This is a genomic window from Deferribacterota bacterium (assembly GCA_034189185.1).
Taxonomy (GTDB): domain Bacteria; phylum Chrysiogenota; class Deferribacteres; order Deferribacterales; family UBA228; genus UBA228.
The window spans coordinates 1-3,581 of record JAXHVM010000177.1 but is presented as its reverse complement, the minus strand read 5'-3'; the positions used below and the strand labels follow the sequence as shown (position 1 = coordinate 3,581).

Sequence of the window (3,581 nt, the reverse complement as noted above, 5' to 3'; positions counted from 1 at the left end):
TAATATATACAAAAATATTTAGGATAATTGGGAATTAAATTATAAACTATCAGAAAATTATATAAATAAGGAGAAATAATAATGGAGCTATTAGAAGAAAGAGAAAAAATAGTTGAATACGGAAAAAAATTAATAACAGCAAGATTAACAAAAGCTACTGGTGGCAATTTATCTATATTTAATAAAAGTAAAGAACTTATTGCAATCAGCCCATCAGGCATGGACTACTTTGAGACAACCAAAGAAGATATTGTTATTATAGATTTAGATAATAATATTAAAGAGGGCTCTAGAAAACCTTCAAGCGAATCAAAGATGCACTTAGAGATATATAAAAATAGGGAGGATGCAACTGCAGTTGTTCACACCCACTCAACATTTGCTACAACAATTGCAACACTAAACTGGGAAATACCTCCATTACACTATTTAGTGGCATTTGCAGGCACTAAGGTACCATGCGCTAAGTACGCAACCTATGGCACTGCAGAATTAGCAAAAAATGTAGTAGATGCCCTAAATAAATCCTTTAAAGCATGCCTACTATCTAATCACGGCCTTATATCCACTGGCAATTCTATAGAAGAAGCATTTACTATAGCAGAAATCACAGAGTTTATGGCAGAATTATTTTACAGAACCAAATGCATTGGAAAACCAGTCCTTTTAAAGAAAAATGAGATAGAAAAAAATATTGAAAAATTCAGAAATTATGGCCAATAAAACTGTTTTTATTGAAATAGATCAATCAATAAGTCTGGGTAATCTGTTATAATACCATCAACTCCAGAATCAATGAGCTTTTCCATCATCTTTCTATCATTTACACACCAGGTATGTATAAATAAATTGTTATTGTGAGCCTTCTCTATAAGCTCTTTATCTGCCAACTTTTTTTCAACAGCCAAACCATCAATATAACTATTATATGCCCCAAAGGGACCAATCTTTTCAATAACATCAGAATTCTCATCAGAAATTAACTGAACTGTTTTAGCTGAATTCTCTAAATCTTTAATTTTCTTCAAAGTTTCACTATTAAAAGACTGTATTATTGTTCTATCTAAAATATTATAATAATAAAGGGTCTTTAATAAATTCTCCTCTATATTCTCATATAATTCAGGGGATTTTATTTCTATATAGTATTTATGTTTTTTATTACTATAGTCCTCTATAGTTTTAATAGCTTCTTCTAAAGTAGGAACTTTCAAGCCTACATAATCATTATCTGCATATTTAGGATAGGATTTATTAAACCACGAACCAGCATCTAACTCTTGAATTTCAGCTAGTGTAAAATCATTCACATTATAAGAATCCCTATTAGGATAAACCTCTTGGGCATTTGTTGTCCTTTCTAATGATTCATCATGCATGCATATTAATACACCATCTTTTGTTTGCTGTAAATCAATCTCAATATAATCTGCCCCCATATCTATAGCTTTTTTATATGCTGCTATTGTATGTTCTGGCGCATAGCCACTAGAACCCCTGTGGGCTATTACAACAAAATTAACTATATTCACATTATCCCCTATATCCCTAAATAATTGATTTAGAAAATCAGCTCCCTTAGCCTCACTTAAAAGCAAGAAAAAGGATAGCAAAACTATAATTAATCTATGATAAAATTTAAACATAATATAACCTTATTGCCCTATCTATAGTAATATTATTTAATTAATTTTCAATACCTTAGATCCCCTAATTATACCTTTTCTTAGCTCTTTTAAGGCTTTTACCAAATCTTTAAAATCATATATTTCAACTGTTGGATTTATTGGAATCAAAGCTGCAATTCTTAAAAATTCCTCAATATCACTCTTTGTTACATTGGCCACACTCTTAATCTCCTTTTCTTGCCAGAGGTGCAGATTATAATCTAGATTCTTCAACAATTCTTTATCACTATCCTCTTTCCTTATGGCATTTATTACTAACCTACCAGACTTCTCTAATATACCTAAAGCATGAATAATAGGTCTCCAAACAGGTGTAGTATCAATTACTGCATTTACCTTGTTGTTAAAAGGCTCGTTGTAATCAAATGCTCCATCAGCACCTAATTGCATTGCATGTTCCCTCTGCTTTTTATTTCTTGCAAAAACAAATACCTCTAAATTAGGATATAAAAACTTAGCAGTTTGCAAGACTAAATGCCCTGAAGCCCCAAAACCTGTTAAAGCTAATTTTTGACCATCTCTTATATTTGTTAATCTTAGTGAGCGAAAACCTACACCACCTGCACACAATAGTGGTGCTGCCAAATAGCTATCAAAACCCTCGGGCATTAAAAGTGCATAATCTTTATGAACCTTTGTATATTCTGCATAACCTCCATCAACATCCTTACCAGTTGAAACAAAATTATCGCATAGATTCTCTAATTTATTTTTACAAAAATAACATACCCCACAAGCCTTATTTATCCAACCAACCCCTACTCTATCGCCAATATTAAACCTATCTACTGATTTTCCTTTTTCTGCTACCCTTCCTACAATTTGATGCCCTAAAACGATGGGTAGTTTTGTTGGGATTAATCTTCCCTCGATCTCATCTAAATCGGTATGACAAATCCCACATGCCTCAACTTTTATAAGTATTTCCTCATCCCCACATTCAGGCTTTTCTAATTCATGTATATATAAGTGCTCTGACAGTTTTTCTATATTACTGACAACACCATCTAATATATAAGCTTTCATCTCTCACCCATTAAAATATTATAAAATTATTAAATAAAATTTTATCTTAATCTATAATATATAATATTATTAAGAAAAGAAAACCCTTACTCGGAGGTATAGCTAATATTGCATTATCACTGTATCCAACTATCTATTCTTCATAACGCCAACATATTTTCCACATTGATCAATCGATCAATAGTTGGATTAGTATCTGTGGCTCAGGACACTGATGATATTGCAAAATTAAGGGAGCTTGAATTAAAGCTCCCTTAATTTTACCTTTGATCTCTTTTTTGAGTTGATCTTGCCTGTTTAATAATTGAAACGTTAGATGCTTGCGGTCCTTTTGGTCCATCTATAATATCAAAAGTGACCTCATCCCCTTCCTTTAATGTTTTGAATCCTTGTGCAGAAATAGCAGAATAGTGCACAAACACATCCTTACCATCAGAGCTAGTAATAAAACCATAACCCTTTGAATCATTAAACCACTTCACAGTACCTTTGTAACTCATAAAACACCTCAAATGTTGTAAAATTGGGCTTTCGCTTAAATTTCTTAATATCAAGCTTTAAGTAGCTTGTCAATAAATATATTTATATATTATAAAAAAATCTTTCTACATATTTACAATAAAGTTTAATATGCGAATTTTGGAGATATTGTAAAATTGGAAGATAGAGGGAAAATTGATTGAAAAAGCGCATTTACGCTGAAAATCTGGCTTGCGAAGTTGAGAAAAAGTTTATAATCCCAAAAACTTGCCACCCTGGTATACAATAAAGGCAACTATCCAGGCAACTGCTGTAGTGTAAAAAGCGGTAAATATTGGCCAGCGCCATGAATTTGTCTCTCTTTTAATTACTGCTATGGTAGCTATG

General features: G+C 31.8%; 4 protein-coding genes. 1 reads left to right on the top strand and 3 read right to left on the bottom strand.

Annotation, left to right across the window (positions count from 1 at the left end):
• Positions 1–81: 81 nt before the first annotated feature.
• A complete protein-coding gene (locus tag SVN78_09395; protein ID MDY6821820.1) occupies positions 82–723 on the top strand; it encodes an L-fuculose-phosphate aldolase in 642 nt (213 codons plus the stop codon).
• A gap of 8 nt (positions 724–731) precedes the next feature.
• Here SVN78_09395 and SVN78_09390 read toward each other — a convergent pair whose 3' ends face one another.
• From SVN78_09390 to SVN78_09380, 3 genes are all read right to left on the bottom strand, one after another.
• Positions 732–1,646: a glycerophosphodiester phosphodiesterase family protein gene (locus tag SVN78_09390; protein ID MDY6821819.1), complete on the bottom strand. Its 915-nt coding sequence runs from the start codon at positions 1,644–1,646 to the stop codon at positions 732–734.
• A gap of 36 nt (positions 1,647–1,682) precedes the next feature.
• Positions 1,683–2,714 (bottom strand): alcohol dehydrogenase catalytic domain-containing protein, encoded by a 1,032-nt coding sequence (locus SVN78_09385; GenBank protein ID MDY6821818.1) that lies wholly within the window; start codon positions 2,712–2,714, stop codon positions 1,683–1,685.
• 260 nt (positions 2,715–2,974) lie between these two features.
• Positions 2,975–3,214: a cold shock domain-containing protein gene (locus SVN78_09380; protein MDY6821817.1), complete on the bottom strand. Its 240-nt coding sequence runs from the start codon at positions 3,212–3,214 to the stop codon at positions 2,975–2,977.
• Positions 3,215–3,581 lie beyond the last annotated feature (367 nt).

What these genes read in the sequence shown, in the direction of transcription:
- SVN78_09395 (MDY6821820.1), top strand. Translation starts at nt 82, where the DNA reads ATGGAGCTATTAGAAGAAAGAGAAAAAATAGTTGAATACGGAAAAAAA.
- SVN78_09390 (MDY6821819.1), bottom strand. Translation starts at nt 1,646, where the DNA reads ATGTTTAAATTTTATCATAGATTAATTATAGTTTTGCTATCCTTTTTC.
- SVN78_09385 (MDY6821818.1), bottom strand. Translation starts at nt 2,714, where the DNA reads ATGAAAGCTTATATATTAGATGGTGTTGTCAGTAATATAGAAAAACTG.
- SVN78_09380 (MDY6821817.1), bottom strand. Translation starts at nt 3,214, where the DNA reads ATGAGTTACAAAGGTACTGTGAAGTGGTTTAATGATTCAAAGGGTTAT.